Annotated in this window: 15 protein-coding genes; 8 read left to right on the top strand and 7 right to left on the bottom strand. The window is 52.7% G+C overall.

What is annotated here, in order from left to right; translation table 11 throughout:
• Window positions 1–34: 34 nt before the first annotated feature.
• The 4 genes from ACSHSR_RS20035 to ACSHSR_RS20020 form a co-directional block, all read right to left on the bottom strand.
• Window positions 35–403: a YbbD-related protein gene (locus ACSHSR_RS20035; RefSeq protein ID WP_144164993.1), complete on the bottom strand. Its 369-nt coding sequence runs from the start codon at window positions 401–403 to the stop codon at window positions 35–37.
• Between the two features lie 174 nt (window positions 404–577).
• Window positions 578–2,098 (bottom strand): YifB family Mg chelatase-like AAA ATPase, encoded by a 1,521-nt coding sequence (locus ACSHSR_RS20030; protein ID WP_025889653.1) that lies wholly within the window; start codon window positions 2,096–2,098, stop codon window positions 578–580.
• A 157-nt stretch (window positions 2,099–2,255) separates the two neighbouring features.
• Window positions 2,256–2,756, bottom strand: a complete 501-nt coding sequence (locus tag ACSHSR_RS20025) for a hypothetical protein (RefSeq protein ID WP_054744206.1) — start codon at window positions 2,754–2,756, stop codon at window positions 2,256–2,258.
• The gene (locus ACSHSR_RS20020; RefSeq protein WP_025010078.1) at window positions 2,744–3,541 is read right to left on the bottom strand and encodes a winged helix-turn-helix domain-containing protein; all 798 of its coding nucleotides are present in this window, start codon (window positions 3,539–3,541) and stop codon (window positions 2,744–2,746) included. Before ACSHSR_RS20020 ends, ACSHSR_RS20025 begins: the two co-directional genes overlap by 13 nt.
• Before the next feature lie 318 nt (window positions 3,542–3,859).
• Between ACSHSR_RS20020 and ACSHSR_RS20015 the strand changes: the two genes are divergently transcribed.
• From ACSHSR_RS20015 to ACSHSR_RS20000, 4 genes are all read left to right on the top strand, one after another.
• Window positions 3,860–4,675, top strand: a complete 816-nt coding sequence (locus ACSHSR_RS20015) for an EAL domain-containing protein (protein ID WP_479631080.1) — start codon at window positions 3,860–3,862, stop codon at window positions 4,673–4,675.
• 155 nt (window positions 4,676–4,830) lie between these two features.
• Complete coding sequence (locus ACSHSR_RS20010; protein ID WP_025010076.1) at window positions 4,831–5,079, top strand: hypothetical protein; 249 nt, start codon at window positions 4,831–4,833, stop codon at window positions 5,077–5,079.
• A gap of 81 nt (window positions 5,080–5,160) precedes the next feature.
• Entirely contained in the window at window positions 5,161–6,237 is a 1,077-nt protein-coding gene (locus ACSHSR_RS20005) for an ABC transporter substrate-binding protein (protein WP_479631079.1), read from the top strand.
• A complete protein-coding gene (locus ACSHSR_RS20000) occupies window positions 6,234–8,024 on the top strand; it encodes a sensor domain-containing diguanylate cyclase (RefSeq protein ID WP_051472727.1) in 1,791 nt (596 codons plus the stop codon). The genes ACSHSR_RS20005 and ACSHSR_RS20000 overlap by 4 nt, the downstream gene beginning before the upstream one ends.
• A gap of 31 nt (window positions 8,025–8,055) precedes the next feature.
• On the opposite strand, the gene ACSHSR_RS19995 is transcribed toward ACSHSR_RS20000, so the two are convergent.
• Entirely contained in the window at window positions 8,056–8,355 is a 300-nt protein-coding gene (locus ACSHSR_RS19995; RefSeq protein ID WP_084271305.1) for a type 2 periplasmic-binding domain-containing protein, read from the bottom strand.
• A 25-nt stretch (window positions 8,356–8,380) separates the two neighbouring features.
• Complete coding sequence (locus ACSHSR_RS19990; protein ID WP_479631078.1) at window positions 8,381–8,869, bottom strand: substrate-binding periplasmic protein; 489 nt, start codon at window positions 8,867–8,869, stop codon at window positions 8,381–8,383.
• 174 nt (window positions 8,870–9,043) lie between these two features.
• Between ACSHSR_RS19990 and paeA the strand changes: the two genes are divergently transcribed.
• A complete protein-coding gene (gene paeA, locus ACSHSR_RS19985) occupies window positions 9,044–10,375 on the top strand; it encodes a polyamine export protein PaeA (protein WP_025889658.1) in 1,332 nt (443 codons plus the stop codon).
• A 373-nt stretch (window positions 10,376–10,748) separates the two neighbouring features.
• Here paeA and ilvY read toward each other — a convergent pair whose 3' ends face one another.
• Window positions 10,749–11,621, bottom strand: coding sequence for an HTH-type transcriptional activator IlvY (gene ilvY, locus ACSHSR_RS19980; RefSeq protein ID WP_025010072.1), 873 nt, complete (start codon window positions 11,619–11,621; stop codon window positions 10,749–10,751).
• A gap of 148 nt (window positions 11,622–11,769) precedes the next feature.
• Between ilvY and ilvC the strand changes: the two genes are divergently transcribed.
• The 3 genes from ilvC (at window position 11,770) to ilvM (ending at window position 15,594) form a co-directional block, all read left to right on the top strand.
• Window positions 11,770–13,251 carry a ketol-acid reductoisomerase gene (gene ilvC, locus ACSHSR_RS19975; RefSeq protein WP_208156781.1) on the top strand — a complete coding sequence of 494 codons (1,482 nt, stop codon included), beginning with the start codon at window positions 11,770–11,772 and terminating at the stop codon, window positions 13,249–13,251.
• Window positions 13,252–13,663: 412 nt separating this feature from the next.
• On the top strand, window positions 13,664–15,340 hold the full coding sequence (ilvG, locus tag ACSHSR_RS19970) for an acetolactate synthase 2 catalytic subunit (RefSeq protein WP_479631077.1): 1,677 nt from the start codon (window positions 13,664–13,666) through the stop codon (window positions 15,338–15,340).
• Window positions 15,337–15,594 (top strand): acetolactate synthase 2 small subunit, encoded by a 258-nt coding sequence (ilvM, locus tag ACSHSR_RS19965; RefSeq protein ID WP_025010070.1) that lies wholly within the window; start codon window positions 15,337–15,339, stop codon window positions 15,592–15,594. Before ilvG ends, ilvM begins: the two co-directional genes overlap by 4 nt.
• Window positions 15,595–15,622: the final 28 nt, after the last annotated feature.

The raw sequence follows: 15,622 nt of genomic DNA, 5'->3' as shown, positions 1-15,622 counted from the left end.
TTGGCCAAGTTGCAACCGTTACCTAGCTGAAGCCTTACTGCAGTTGGTACTGGATAACTCCGTCCTGGGTCAGGCGGAAGATCCACAGGGAGTCGCCTTCGCGGTAATACCAGCTGTTGGCCAGACCTTCTTCGGCTTTTAACTGAGAAGTGAACTCGCTCATCGCCGACGCGGGCAGGCGGAAACTGCCGCTGGAGCTGTTGTTGTCCAGATCATTGTTGACCTTTATCTCCGTGGCCGAGGGCGGCAATATCGGTGGCAGCCAGCCTCGCTCGAATACTCCTTCAGCCCGTGCTTCGGCCTCGGTGGGGTATTGTTCGCTGATGACATCGCTGCAACCCCAGATTAAGGCGGTTAATGTCAGCATGGAGCTGATGGAAAGGGAACGCATCAGTGGTTTCATCTTGGGCTCCTTGTCAGTGAAATGGCGTTTTACTGTAACAAAGGCGGCCTGTACCTAGTCTGAAGCCAAGGTGCTTTCAGCTGTTTTGCTTTATTTTTTCTGGGCGCTTGGTTTATGGCCATTGGCCCCTTTAGTTGACTCGCCGAACATGCAGGCATCAATCTACATGGGTCATCAAAGCTGTTGCAGGCTGGCCAGCAAACGGTCCATCGCCCGATAACCCAGGGCCTGGGCCAGATGGCGCCGCTCGACCATGGGGCTGAGCTGCAGATCGGCTATGGTGCGTGCCACTCGTTGCAGCCGATGAAAGCTGCGCACCGATAATCCCAGCTGATTGACACTCTGTTCGAGAAACGCCAGATCGCCGGGTTTGAAACCTGCCTGCTTCAATGCCTTACTGCCCAACTGGCTATTGAGTACGCCGGCGCGGCTGAGTTGTAGTTCCCTGGCCGCAGCGACTCTGGCGGCTATCTGCTCACTGGTTTCACCTTGCGCCGCCTCTGAAGTCAAGGCGCCTGGCGGGAGTTTGGGCACCTCAATGGTGAGGTCGAATCTGTCAATGAAAGGGCCTGACAGCCGGGCCAGGTAACGGCGGATCTGCTCTGGGCTGGCACGGCTTCCCGGGCCGGCATCACCACAGGGGCTGGGATTCATGGCGGCGATGAGTTGAAAACGGGCATCGAAGCGCAGTTTGGCTGCGGCGCGGGAGATGATGACATGGCCGGTTTCCATGGGTTCACGCAAGCAGTCGAGTACCTTGCGGGGAAACTCGGCAATTTCATCGAGAAACAGCACTCCCAGGTGAGCCAGTGAAATCTCGCCGGGTTTGGGAATCGAGCCGCCACCCACCAAAGAGATGGCGGAGCTGGTGTGGTGCGGAGCGCGAAACGGGCGGCGATAAAACTCCCCCGGCTCAGTAGCCATACCGGCCACTGAATGAATCGCAGCCACTTCCAGCGCCTCTTCATAACTCATGGGGGGCAGGAGTGAGATTATCCGGCTGGCTAGCATGGTTTTGCCTGTGCCAGGTGGCCCCAGCATCAGCAGGTTATGCCCGCCGGCGGCAGCGATTTCCAGCGCTTGTTTGGCTTGATATTGGCCTATGACCTCCGACAGGCAGTCACTCGAGTGCGGCTTTGACTGTTCCAGCCATTCGGTTCCCGGTACTATCCCCGGCAGAGTTTGCTGTCCATGCAGATAGGCGGCGATATGTTGCAGGTGCTGGGCCAGGCAACATTGCCGGTAGCCCACCAAATCCGCCTCACTGCGGTTATCCTGTGGCAATACCAGTTTGATGCCTCTTTGACGGGCGGCGATAATTACCGGCAGGATACCAGTGCAGTGCCTGACCTCACCTGACAGCCCAAGCTCACCGACAAATTCATGATCGTCCAGAGATTTCAGTGGCAGTTGCCCGGATGCTGCCAGAATACCAATGGCAATAGGAAGGTCGTAACGTCCACCTTGCTTGGGCAGATCGGCCGGTGCCAGATTGATGGTTATCCTGCGCATGGGGAATTCAAAACCCGCATTGATTATGGCGCTGCGGACTCTTTCTCTGGCTTCCTTGACCGAAGCTTCCGGCAACCCCACCAGATTGAAGGCCGGCAGGCCGTTGGAGAGGTGTGCTTCGACCAGTACCTGAGGCGCCTCCACACCTTTGGCGGCTCGGGTAGCAACTCTGGCTATGGGCATAACAGTTCCTTTGTAGTGCGCTTCCCTGATTCAGTAGAGTGTAGCAGTTGCCTGGATTTACAGTGGCTTGAGGGAATAGCGGTTCTGGCCTTATCGACAGAGGTTTCCAGAACCCGGGAATGGACTGCACCAATAGCTATCACCCTGGAAGGCGGGATTAGATGACTTTCTTCATACACCTTAGACTGGTGTCTGTTTCATTGGAGAAGCAGAAAATTTGGTCGACCAAAGTGTAGTGCCACACCACTTTATAGTCAGTCGCCAGCAAGAGCTTCAACAGTGACAGTGCAGGGTTGGCAAACAAGACTTCCAGCGAATCGGCTGAGACAGGGTAGACTTTAACCTGTTCGACCTGAACTGCATTGTCGTGCAGTACTAGCCTGGAGACCTTGCCGGAAAAGAGTATTTTCCCATCCGTTTTTTCTTTGTTGTCACTCAGTTGCAACAGCCCCCAGAAGCTTTCTGAATCAATATCTATGTAGAGGGAAAAAGTGATGCGCTTGACCTGCTTATCAGGGCCTTCTACTTCCTTGATCATCTGGTACATGCCATCTATGTCCTGAACCTCGTGATAGTCATATAGAAGGTTAATGATGATGGAACTCAGCAAGAGGGTTAGAGGGATGGTGATTGGCAGCAGTTTCTTTAACTTTGGCATACAGTTCCATCCTTCAGCTTATTGAGTATTGAGGCATCTGCATAACTGACATAGGTATTAATACTGTTATGCGATTTATTAATGCAGTCGATCGAAAATAAACCTGATCTATGGCTCAAGATAATAGTGTCTCTGTTATCCTTTATTGTTCTCCCAATTTCATAGAAGTCTACAGTGCCAATGAGTTGATAGTTTAGTTCTTCAATGACTGAGTTTATGGCTTGCTTGTCTATTGTGTTCTTGATCCTTGATATAGTAATTATCTTATTTATTCCGTTGGTGTATATTTTTATTCTGGGTGGTGTGTGTGTCAGCGCTTTTGTTATTGCGAATGGTACAAAGAATAATGCCAATGATATGCTTGTGATATACAGAATTCGTCTTAAGCTGAAGTTGGTCTTTTGTGGGGTAGGCGTTACCGCTTCAGTATAAACGGGATTGATGTTGTCATTGATGAACTCCAGCTGGATATTGCCCTGAAGTGTATCAAGGCCGTAACCAAAACCTTTCTTGGTGAATATAATGTTGTTGCCGGAAATTTCTCTGAATATTCTTCTCAGATTGGCAATGGCAACTGGAATGGAATTGGGGGAAACAATTCTTCCATGCCAGCCGGCATCCAAGAGTTTATCTCTGCTTACTGCTTGGCCTCGACTGAGGTATAGCTCTTTTAATATATAAAATTCTGGAATTGAACATTTATATCCTTTGGTGTCTGTTTTGATAATTGGATTGTCGTTGTTTTGGCGAGCTGTGATTATTTTCCTACCTTTAGTGATGTCCATTTTTATTCCTATTGTTTTTGTTTTTAATTTAAGTTTCTACATGTTTTACGCCCTAATAATAAGTAATAAAAAATCCTGTTGTTGAGATAATGTTTCATTAATCAATAGAGTGTTAATTTTGCAAGTTATTGATTCTTAAGCTCAATGCCTGTGTTGTCAATAGTGGGTATCCCTTAGGCTCCATTTATTAGTTTTTATAACTGCGGGATTAACTCCACTGGTGAGAATCTCTGCCTTGATCCCGCAAAATGCATAGTGTTAACCGAATGCTGGTCTGTTTGCCGGGTTGTTGCTGTTCAGTGCTATCAAGGGGGAAACATGCTCACGCAGCAGAGATGTGACAATACGGATTCTGGCAATGAGTCGGGCAGCATAGGCAAGCTGTTTAATGAGTACAATAACGCACCATTAACTGAAGCCCATTTTCAGGAGATAGTTGCCAGAAAAATAAGCGGCTGTGCCCAAGAGGTGGCTTATGAAGTATTATTCAGGCCTGGAAAGCTATGCTTAAGTGTGGAAGGCTTCTATGCTAATCTGCATCAAAAAGAGCTATTGAATTTATCTCTGGAGCAGTTGCATCAATTGGCGGCTATTGATTACAGGCATCTCGATGTTTTGGCCTTGGCTGGCCACAAAATTGCACGGCTGTTTATCAATATAGAAGCTAGAATCATCTCATCTTTAGAGGCTGAATTGGTTTGGCTAAAAGAAACATTGAAACAACAAGAGGTGGAGTTGGTTGTTGAAATTACGGAACGTTTGTCAGCCAAGATTGCTACAACTGCTTTTGCCAGTATCGCCAAGTTACATGATTTTGGTGTTAAATTTGCTTTGGATGACTTTGAGCCTAAAGGTGATTTGAGACGGCATTGGATTAATACTGCTTGCGTCGATTATATCAAATTGATCCTTCCCCGCGGTTTTGAAAAATCAGAAAAAGTCAGGCTGGATTTTATTGACTATATATATCAATTAAAAAATCAGGCTCAGGTTAAGGTGATTGTTGAAAAGGTAGAGACGCTGGAGCAATTTTTGGCGATGGAGTTGGTACCCTATGATGGTTTGCAGGGATACCTGTTTTCCCAGCCGGAAAAGCTGGCGCAAATAGAGTTGCACCGGCATGCCTTTGTGTGACATCGCAGGCGCTAATTCACTTGTTTAACGGATAAAAAAGGTCACTGTCACGGCAAAAATTTCTCGTTATCTGAATGTAAAATCTACTGATAGATTGTGTGAGACTTCTCTGTGCTGCCCCATGGGATGGCACTTTACTCACACAAGGAAACAAGATGAAAAGCTTAACTCTGCTGCTGGCCGGTATGTTACTCAGTGGTGCTGCCCTGGCAGCCGATGAAGAAAACGCCCTGCCTCAAGCCAGTGAAACCGATATTCAACAACTGCAGCAAGCCTGTTTGCAAATGGCCGATGAAGACGCGGTGCCAGCCGAAGAACGTCAGGAATATCTGCTGACTTGCGTTAATGATCAACTCAACGAAATGGGTTATCAGCTTCTGGAAAGTTTGCCAGAGGTTAATTAATCTCCACAAGGGCAGCCCATCTGTGTTTTAATTCTCCGGTATACGATATGCATTGTTTGCTGGGGGATGGATGCCTTGCTGTTGAGTCTATTTAATACGTGGTGGGGTGATTTATTCACTCCACCACGTAAACTCCTTTCCCTTTTTCTGCTTTTGCTGACGGTTTTTCTCAACTACCCGACCAAGGTATTGGCTCAAGCTCAGCCGTTACGGGTCAGCTTTATTAATCCAGGCTCTGCTCAGGAGAGTTTCTGGGGCGATATAGATAAGCTGATGTTGGTGGCGGCGGCCGAGCTCAACATTGAGTTGGAAATACTGCATGCCAACAGGGATCATTTCAGGATGATAGCCCTGGCACAAGAGTTGGCGGCTCGCGAGCAATTGCCCCGGTATGTCATTTTGGTCAATGAAAAAAATGTTGCCGCAAAAATGCTGGCAGCCTTTGAAGGGCTCCCCTTTAAAACGCTACTGCTGCTCAATGATATTGAGCCCAAGGCGCGTCATTCATTGTTGCAGGAGCCTTATTGGCAGCAGCATTTGCTGCCACCATTGATTCCGGACAATGAACGAATAGGTTTTCTGACCGCCCAGGCGCTGTTAATGCAAATGGGGAATAGGCGGCAGGGCAAGGTATTATTGATCTCAGGTGACAAGGGAACACCGGCGTCTATCGAGCGGACTCAAGGGGCTTTAAACGGTTTTCGGCAGGCGGGGATAGAACCGCTGCAACTCGTCTATGGTCACTGGCAAGAGCAAAGAGCCAGGGCGCAGACCCAGGTGTTGCTGAATCGTTACCCCGGGCTGGAAGGGATTTGGACCGCCAACGATCATATGGCCTTTGGTGCCATTGCGGCATTGGAGGACAAGGGGCTCAGGCCTGGAGAGGATATTTTCATCGCCAGTATCAACACTTCCTCCAAGGTACTTGATTGGCGTAGTCAGGGGCACATCAGTGTCTTGGGCGGCGGTCATTTGCTGGCGGGGGCAGAGGCGCTCAGGCGCATCCGTGACGACAGCGAGGCCAGGCCATGGAATGAGAAGGTTCCCCCAATGTTCAGGCTTCTGGTGCCGGGCACTGAGCCTTTCAATCTGCTCGAGCAACGAAATTGGCGGGCACTGCTCGCCTGGTACCAACAGACATCGGAAGTAACGCATTGAAACAAAGCTCCGTCATCAGTCACAAGATGACCCTGGTTATCATAGGTGTCAGTTCATTTTTTGCCTTGGTGACCATGGCGGCCCAGCTGTTCTGGAACTATCAGGATGGCGTTGAGGGCAGCAATCGCAGGTTACATGAATATGTCGAGGCAAATCTGCCCGGCATGGCGCAGGCTATTTGGGATGTGGACCATAAGCTGCTGCGGGACATACTGATTGGCATAGGCATGCAGCCCTATGTTTCCGGCGCGTCTTTGTCCAGTGCCGACGGGATTGCCCTGCAGGTGGGAAATAATCAGGCCCAGGATAATGAGACCTTTCTGTTTCCAATCATCTACCGTCAGCAACAGATAGGTGAGCTCAAGGTTCAGCGCAGCCGCAACCAACTCTATTATGAGTTGTGGCGGCAGATGATTCTGATAGTCGTGGGTAATGGCTTGAAAACCCTGCTGATGATCTATGTGATTCTGACGCTGGTGCGCAGCCTGGTTACAGGAAGGCTGGCGGCGCTGGCCGCATACGTCAACCGCATAGATTTGGGGCAACCGCGAAAAGTGCCCTTGCCCGATGCGGTTGGGGCGGCGAATCAGGATGAAATTGGCAGTGTCGCCCGCGCCATAGAGCAGATGTATCGACGTATTAGAACCGATTTTGCCCGCAAACGTTGGCAACAGAGACATCTGGCCCGGGGGCAAAGGCAGTTGTCTGAGTTGGTAGAGCTAAGCCATAAGGAGCTGGCTTGGCAGGCCAGAGCCAATGAGTTGTTGGCGGATCTGTCATTACAATTTTTGAAGTTGCAGCCGGGAGAAGTCAATCAGGCCCTGGCCGATGTTGGCCGTCAGATTGCCGAATTGTTTGCCGTCGAACGGGTCGCCTTGTTGGAGATAAAGGAGCAACAACTCTGCTACCGCAGTGTCTGGAGCCGCCGGGGTGACCCTCAGGCTTCACGCTACATAGATATCAGTGAGTTGAATCGTTTTTCAGAGCAGCTCAACTCCCGCCAGATGATGGTGGTGGAAGATGTGGAAACCCTGAGGCCAGAGGCGGATGCGGAATATCGTCTGCTCAAGCAGTTGCAGTTACGTTCCCTGGCACTGTTTGCCATTACCGATGGTCACGATCTGTTGGGGGTATTGTCGCTGAGTAATGGTCAATCACCTCAGCCGTGGCCGCAGTCCCGCCGTGCCATGCTGACCCAGTTTGCCGCTGCGCTCAATGAACTCTTGGTCAGGGAGCGCAGGGATTTGCAGATGCTGGGGCTGCAGCGGGAACTGTTGGGGCTGAATCACAAGCTCAAGCAGCTGTCGGAAACCGATGAACTTACCGGGTTGGCCAATCGCCGCCCCTTTACCGAATCCCTGGCGCGGCTGCTGGCCTCGGAAGAAGCCGGTGCACTGATCATGCTGGATGTGGATCACTTCAAGGCCTTCAACGACAGTTTCGGTCATCCGGCCGGTGACAGTGTGCTGCAGCGCCTGGCGCAGACCATGCAAAAAGCGCTTCCTGAATCAGCCTTGTTGGCCAGGGTCGGCGGCGAGGAATTTGCTTTGGTCTTGCCGGGAGTCGACCGCCGGCAAGCCAAGGATTTGGCTGAAACTCTGTTGAATCGAGTCAGGGCGTTGCAGATCTCTCACGCAGCATCGCCAGCAGGCATAGTCACCATAAGTCTTGGGCTGGCACTTCTGCCCCGGGATGAACAGGATTTGAGTGAGGTTATTCGAGTGGCAGACAAGGCGCTTTATCAGGCCAAGCATTTGGGACGCAACACTTGGTTTCTGGCGGAATAACACTTGGTTTCTGAAGGAGTAACACGGGGGATCAGTGGCCGGTGAATGTTTGCAGTAACAGCTGCAGTTCGCCGCTTTTTTCCAATTGGGTTACACCGGTATTGAACTCTTCCAGCAGCGCCATCTTGTGTGGGCTTTGCCTGGAAACCAGCATATAGAAGGGTTCTGGCCGAGTGTTGGGAATGGCTTGCGTTGCCAGCCCTATGACCTGTGGATCGCGATCCATCAGTTTCAAGGTGCCGCTGAAAATCTCCAGTCGTGCCAGAAAGAAGTCACACCGGCCCCGGATCAATAATTCGGGGATCAACGGCAGATCTTTGCTCAGGGACAATGGCTGAGAGTTGTCCCAACCGAAGTTACGATAATTGAAACCGCGAATGCCGCAAACTGTGCCCAGCTGTGCCCAGCTGTGCCAGCTCGGTCAGTGAGTTGAACCTCAAGCCCTGCGGGAAACGACGCTTGAGAAAGACCACCCCCGGGGTGAGATAGTAATAGGAGCGCGACAGCAGGAACTTTCGCCGTCGCTCGGGATTGGCCGAGGCGCTCATGGCTGCGTCTATCTTGCCCTGTTCCACTTCCAGCATGCACCTTGGCCAGGGAAGGGTGATGATTTGCAGTTGCCAGCGTGGTGGCGTAAACAGCCGATAAAGCAGCTGAATGTCATAGCCGTCACTATCGTGGGTCTTGTAACCATCGACTCTGGAAAAGTAATTGAAGGGGGGAAATTCAGACTCTTCGACACATATCCTTAACTTAATGCCGTTAGAGTCTTCTTCAGCCATTGAAACCGGTGAGATAAGCATCACTGTCAAAAATGCCGCAAACGGATATAATGTAAACTTCATTCCGGTAAAAGAGGCCTGCAATGGGTTTCTTGGAGTATAGCAAAGCCACTCAATTCGCCATGTAATTGTCCATACCGGTAACCAGTTCGCCTTTCTGACCTCCCAGTCATTCCATTTTCAGGCCTGGATAAGGGCACGGCATAGAAGCGCTTTGTAACTAACCTAAGGTGTTGTATGAGTTTATTCGATAATTTGGTGATTATCTTTTGCCTGATCGGAACCAGCTGCTTTTTTTCCATGTCTGAGATTGCTCTGGCCGCATCCCGTAAAATCCGTTTACGGCAGATGGCCGAGGAGGGAGACTTGCGCGCCGAAAAAGTATTGGCGTTGCAAACCACTCCGGGCAGTTTTTTCACCGTAGTGCAGATTGGTCTCAATGCCGTCGCCATCATGGGGGGGATTGTCGGTGAGTCTGCTTTTACCCCTTACTTCGCAGCGGCTTTGGCCCATGTGATCCCTCAGGCTTGGGTCGGACAGCTAAGCTTTGTGTTGTCCTTCGTGCTGGTGACCAGCCTGTTTATTCTGATTGCCGACCTGATGCCCAAACGGGTTGCCATGGCCTTACCGGAGAAAGTGGCGGTTAACTTGGTGAACCCCATGCTGATATGCATCACCCTACTGCGCCCCTTTGTGTGGATCTTCAACGGCATGGCCAACGGTATCTTCAAGCTATTGCAGATCCCCACTGCCCGCAATGATGAGATCACCCCGGACGATATCTACGCCATCATGGATGCCGGCGCCGAGGCCGGTGTGTTGGATAAGGGCGAGCAGCAGATGATAGAGAATGTGTTCGAGATGCAATCTGTCAGTGTTACCTCGGCGATGACCGCCCGTGAGAGCCTGGTGTATTTTCTGCTGCAGGATGACGAAGACACTATCAAGAAAAAAATCGCCGAAGATCCGCACAACAAGTTTTTGGTCTGTGATGGTCAACTGGACAATATTAAAGGGGTGGTAGACGCCAAGGAGCTGCTGATCCGGGTGATCAACGGCCGCAAGATAGATTTGAAAGATACCTCGTTAGTACGCAGCAGCCTGATTATTCCCGACACCCTGAGCCTGTCGGAAGCCATGGAGTACTTCCGTCATCACAGGGCCGACTTTGCCGTGGTGATGAATGAATACGCCCTGGTGGTGGGGATAGTGACTACTGACGATCTGCAAAGTGCGGTAATGGGCGCCTGGTCGCTGCATGAAAGTGAAGAGCAGATAGTGCCCCGTGACGCCAATTCCTGGCTGGTGGACGGGGTGACGCCGATAACCGATGTGATGCGTGCCTTTGGTATTGAGGAGTTCCCGCAAAACCAAAACTATGAAACCATCGCCGGTTTTATGATGTACACATTACGCAAGATCCCCAAGCGCACCGATTCGGTCAACTACGCAGGTTATAAGTTTGAGGTGGTGGACATAGATGCCTACAAGGTAGACCAGTTGCTGGTTACCCGCCTCTTGCCTCAGGAAGATCAACTGCCCAAGGATGAAGAGTCACTCGATATTTAAGGTAAGCTCGAAGGGCGTGGCATACAGACCATAGATTGAGTTATGCATCTTGCAAAGGACTCGGTCGTAGGCGGTAAAGCCCGCCCGACTTTCCAAGCCGAGCTTAGGGAAGGTGCGAATAAGTCCTCGCGGCACTCTGGCTTACACAGCAATTGGCATTCAAGGCATCTGACTGAAGGCATGCCGGGGCCTGTCGAAGTCGGATAACGCAGAGAGCCGATTGCTGTGCAAGCCCCGAAGGGCGTGGCTTACAAGCCTGCTTGCTGTGTTGTGCTTCTTGCAAAGGACTAGCCATTTGCTGCGAACCACGCCTTGTATCCAGGCCTGTAAGCCGACGCAGAGCACGCATGGGACTTGTTCGCACCTTCCTTAGCTAAATCACTTCCAGAAACGCACTCACCAAGGGATCCTGGCGCCGCTTGGCCTTGCAGCAGCACCCCAGTTCAAAGGGGGCTATCTCGGCCGGTGAGGCCAGGGTTTTTATCCTCTCGCCCAGTGGACTGTTGGCTACCACTACATCCGGAGTGATGCTGACACCGCAGCCCAGAGCCACCATGGGCACTATCGCCTCGTGGCCCGATACCTGGGCATAGATATTGGCCTTGATCCCCATCGCCTTGAACCAGCGCTCGGCCCGTAAACGCCCGGGGCCGTGGTCTGGCACGATAAAGGGCAGTTGCTCCCAGGGAATAGGATTTTGCGCCAGCAGCGACTGCAACTGACAGTTGATGGTGGGCGCGATAATCGACAGTGGCACCTCTCCTATGGGGGCAAAGTGCAGACTCGGCGGAAAGTCCTGCGGCAGAGCGGCGATGGCGATATCCGCCCTCTGCTGCTGAATTTCCTGCACCGCATCGGCGGCATCACCCGTGGTGAGTTTGATATCGACCAGGGGCTGCTGGCGGCGAAACTTATCCAATAGGGCCGGCAGGTGGCTGTAGGCGGCTGTGACTGAGCAATAGAGTTGCAATGTGCCCCTCAGCAGCTTTTGCTGCGGATCCAGCTCGCGGCGCAGCTCCTGCCACTGAGTCAATGTCTGGCTGGCGAAGCGGCGAAAGGCTTCGCCTGCGTGGGTCAGGGTAACGCTGCGGTTGTCCCGCTCCAGCAGCTTGCTGCCCACTTCATCTTCCAGCCTTTGCAAGGTGCGGCTTAAGGTTGAAGGGCTGACATGCATCCGGGTGGCGGTGCGGGAAAAATGCAGGGTGTCGCAGAGATCCAGATAGAGTTTTATCGCCCGAATATCCATGCCGTTTTGCCTCTCTTATTGTTGCGTTTTGTGCAACATGACATGCCGAATATATCATTTCAAGCAATTTAAACCATGGGCTATAGTGATTTGCATCACTGAGCCGTTTCGGCTTGGTCCCAGGAATTCGGTTAAACAGGTGGCTAAGATGGCAAATTACTTCAATACCCTGAATCTGCGGCAGCAGTTGGCACAGCTGAGCCAGTGCCGTTTTATGGAGCGCAGCGAGTTTGAAAACGGCTGTGACTATATCAAGGACTGGAATATTGTCATCCTTGGCTGTGGTGCCCAGGGGTTAAATCAGGGGTTGAACATGCGTGACTCAGGGCTGAACATCGCCTATGCCCTGCGTAGCGAAGCCATCGCCGAGAAACGTGCTTCCTGGCAGCGGGCCACCGAAAACGGTTTCAAGGTGGGCACCTTCGAAGAACTGATCCCCGGGGCCGATCTGGTACTGAACCTGACACCGGACAAGCAGCACACTCCTGTAGTCAATGCGGTAATGCCCTTGATGAAACAAGGTGCGACCTTGTCCTATTCCCACGGTTTCAACATAGTGGAAGAGGGGATGCAGGTGCGCCAGGACATTACTGTCATCATGGTGGCGCCCAAGTGCCCCGGTACTGAAGTGCGTGAGGAATACAAGCGTGGCTTTGGGGTACCGACACTGATCGCCGTGCATCCTGAGAACGATCCCAATGGCGACGGTCTGGAGATCGCCAAGGCCTATGCCAGTGCTACCGGCGGCGATCGTGCCGGCGTGCTGCACTCCTCGTTTATTGCCGAGGTGAAGTCTGATCTGATGGGCGAGCAGACCATTCTCTGCGGTATGCTGCAGACAGGGGCGATTCTGGGTTATGACAAGATGGTGGCCGATGGCGTTGAGCCGGGTTATGCCGCCAAGCTTATCCAGCAGGGCTGGGAAACCATCACTGAGGCGCTCAAGCATGGCGGTATCACCAATATGATGGATCGCCTGTCCAACCCGGCCAAGATCAAGGCGTTTGAGATTGCCGAAGAGCTTAAGGTGTTGCTGACCCCGCTGTTTGAAAAACATATGGACGACATCATCAGCGGCGAGTTTTCCGCCACTATGATGGCCGACTGGGCCAATGATGACGCCAATTTGCTGCGCTGGCGTGAAGAGACCAATAACACCGGCTTTGAAAAGGCGCCTGTCTGTGCAGAGCAGATAGATGAGCAGACCTATTTCGACAAGGGGATCTTCCTGGTGGCCATGATCAAGGCCGGGGTGGAACTGGCGTTCGATACCATGGTGGATGCCGGGATCATCGAAGAGTCGGCCTATTACGAGTCGCTGCATGAGACGCCGCTGATTGCCAACACCATAGCCCGTAAACGCCTCTATGAGATGAACGTAGTGATCTCGGATACCGCCGAATATGGTTGTTACTTGTTCAACCATGCCGCCGTGCCGCTGCTGCGTGACTATGTCAACGCCCTCTCTCCCGAGGTCCTGGGCGCCGGTCTCAAGGATTCGGGCAATGGGGTTGATAATCTGCGTCTGATCGAGGTCAACGAAGCGATTCGTCATACGGCCGTCGAATATGTCGGTGCCGAACTTCGCGGTTACATGACTGAAATGAAAAGGATAAACCTGCAAGGTTGACGTAAACGTTAGCTTGATTGCCGCCGGCGGCAATCAAGCTGTTTAGGCGGGCCATTGCCGAGGGTGCCATAGCCAAGCCAAGTTGGAAGATTTTCAGGTTGTGAATTTTTTTGTTGTGTTCTGAAAACACTTTATGGTAATGGTTAATAAGTGCGCTGCCAAAGGGCTCGCCAAGCAGATAAATTGAATACAGGAAACTGTCTGAGAAATGTTTAACTTAAGCGCCAAGCTCCTCCTCGTGATTATTACCGTCGTGATTATTCCATCACAGCGGGGGCGGCTCGTGGCGCGACGACAGACCAGATAGGGTCAGAAATTGCAAACAAACCCCCCGCTCCGAAAGGACCGGGGGGTTTGTCGTTTCAGGGCCATTGAAAACTTAAACAGCAGCAAAAATAGGCGAGACAACAAGATGGAACAAGGGCAGAAGATCAGCGGCAGTGAAGCAGTTATCAAGGTATTGGCCGCCCATGGGGTGAACACGGTTTTTGGTTATCCCGGCGGCGCCATCATGCCTATCTACGATGCTCTCTACGACAGCCAGGTCGAACATCTGCTCTCCCGTCATGAACAGGGCGCCGCCTTCGCCGCCGTCGGTTATGCCCGCTCAAGCGGTAAGACAGGCGTCTGCCTGGCCACCTCGGGCCCGGGGGCGACCAATCTGATCACCGCCTTGGCCGATGCGCTGTTGGACTCAGTGCCGCTGGTGGCCATCACAGGCCAGGTTTCCACCTCCGTGATAGGCACAGATGCCTTTCAGGAGATGGACGTGCTGGGCATGAGCCTGTCATGTACCAAACACAGTTTTATGGTGACCTGCGCCGATGAACTGGTTGCTACCCTGTACCGCGCCTTCGAAATCGCCGCCTCCGGCCGTCCCGGTCCTGTGCTGGTGGATATCCCCAAAGACATCCAGCTTGCCCAAGTGGAATACAAGGCGCCGTTGCAGGCGGTGCCCGATGAGCTGGAGCTGGACCAGGCGGCTTTGGCGGAAGCCAACGCCTTGCTGGCGGCAGCGCGCCAACCCATGTTGTACGTCGGTGGCGGCGTCGGTATGGCGGGCGCAGTGGAGCCGCTGCGGGCCTTTATCCAGCGTAGCGGTATTCCTTCGGTGGCAACGCTTAAGGGGCTGGGCGCCATAGCCCATGGCACTCAAGGTTACCTGGGGATGCTGGGGATGCACGGCAACAAGGCCGCCAATCTGGCGGTGCAGCAGTGCGATCTGCTGCTGGTGGTCGGTGCCCGTTTCGATGACAGGGTCACGGGTAGGCTGGAGAGCTTTGCCAGCAAGGCCAAGGTGATCCACCTGGATATCGATGCCGCCGAACTTGGCAAACTGCGTCAGCCGGATGTGGCCATGGATGGGGACTTAAGAAGCATATTGACGCAACTGGCGCCGCAAGCGCTGCAAATAGCGCCCTGGCAGGCTGAAGTCGAGCACCTGCGGGCGCTGCACCAGTGGGATTACGTCCATCCAGGCTCACTCATCTATGCGCCGGCCATGTTGCGCCGTCTGGCCAACAAGCTGCCGAGCGACTCTGTGGTGAGCTGTGATGTCGGCCAGCACCAGATGTGGGTTGCCCAGCATATGCATTTTCGCCGCCCGGAAGATCATCTTTCCAGTGCCGGGCTTGGCACCATGGGCTTTGGCTTGCCGGCGGCCATAGGCGCGCAGATGGCCCGGCCGGATGCCACTGTGGTCACGGTTTCCGGCGATGGCTCTTTCATGATGAATGTGCAGGAGCTGACCACCATCAAGCGTCGTAAACTGCCGGTGAAGATACTTTTGATAGATAACCAGAAGTTGGGCATGGTGAAGCAGTGGCAACAGCTGTTTTTTGAAGAGAGATACAGCGAAACCGACCTGTCCGATAACCCCGACTTTGTTACCCTGGCGTCCTCCTTCGATATCCCCGGACGCACCATCTACTCGGCCGATGAGGTTGAGCAGGCACTGGATGAGATGCTCAGTGCCAAAGGCCCCTTCCTGCTGCACGTCGCCATAGACGATGCCTTTAATGTCTGGCCGCTGGTTCCCCCCGGCGCCTCCAACTGTGAAATGATGGAACAAACGGAGAAGCGATCATGATCCATAATCTGGAATTGACCCTGGAACAACGCCCCGAAGTACTGGAACGTGTATTGCGGGTAACCCGCCACCGCGGCTTTACCGTCCGCGATATGCATATGACACTGGCCGAGGATCAGCGCCTGCAGCTGGCAATGGCGGTCGACAGTGACAGAGCCATAGAGCTGCTGAGCCGTCAGTTGACTAAGTTGGTAGACGTAGCCCGCTGCACTGTGCGGCCCGCGAGCAGCCTTTCCCGTACCGTCAACGGCTAACCAAGAATCATCAGAATAAGCGTAAGGA

The sequence above is a fragment of the Shewanella sp. VK101 genome, from assembly GCF_056497865.1.
Note: the sequence above shows the minus strand (reverse complement) of the source record. Positions and strands in the feature narration are given on the sequence as shown.